The sequence below is a fragment of the Pseudoalteromonas rubra genome (genome assembly GCF_000967655.1).
Lineage (GTDB): Bacteria > Pseudomonadota > Gammaproteobacteria > Enterobacterales > Alteromonadaceae > Pseudoalteromonas > Pseudoalteromonas rubra_A.
In genome coordinates this window covers 1-230 of record NZ_JXYA01000085.1, presented here as the reverse complement: position 1 = coordinate 230, position 230 = coordinate 1, and the positions used below count along the sequence as shown (strand labels likewise).

The 230-nt window shown below is 46.1% G+C and carries 1 protein-coding gene; it reads right to left on the bottom strand.

What is annotated here, in order from left to right; genetic code table 11:
- The coding region (locus TW77_RS23250) for a helix-turn-helix domain-containing protein (protein WP_046007358.1) at positions 1-230 on the bottom strand (230 nt) is incomplete at both ends.

The following is a 230-nucleotide window of genomic DNA, read 5'->3' as shown; positions in this document are numbered from 1 at the left end:
CTGGCGAGCTTGATCCCCTTTAGGATGGATTGACCGACTGCTGATCCACGAGAAGTTTTGCCTTTTCAACAGCCTGTGAACAGCCGACAACTCGTATTCTATGTGAAAAGACTCAGATATATACTGCTGAATGTCTTCTAATGTTAGCCGACCACCTTCCGAGCGGTTTATAGAGTCGAGTACATATGCTTTAAGCTGATTCAGCTGTGCCTCATCCAGTTTGCAAGGAC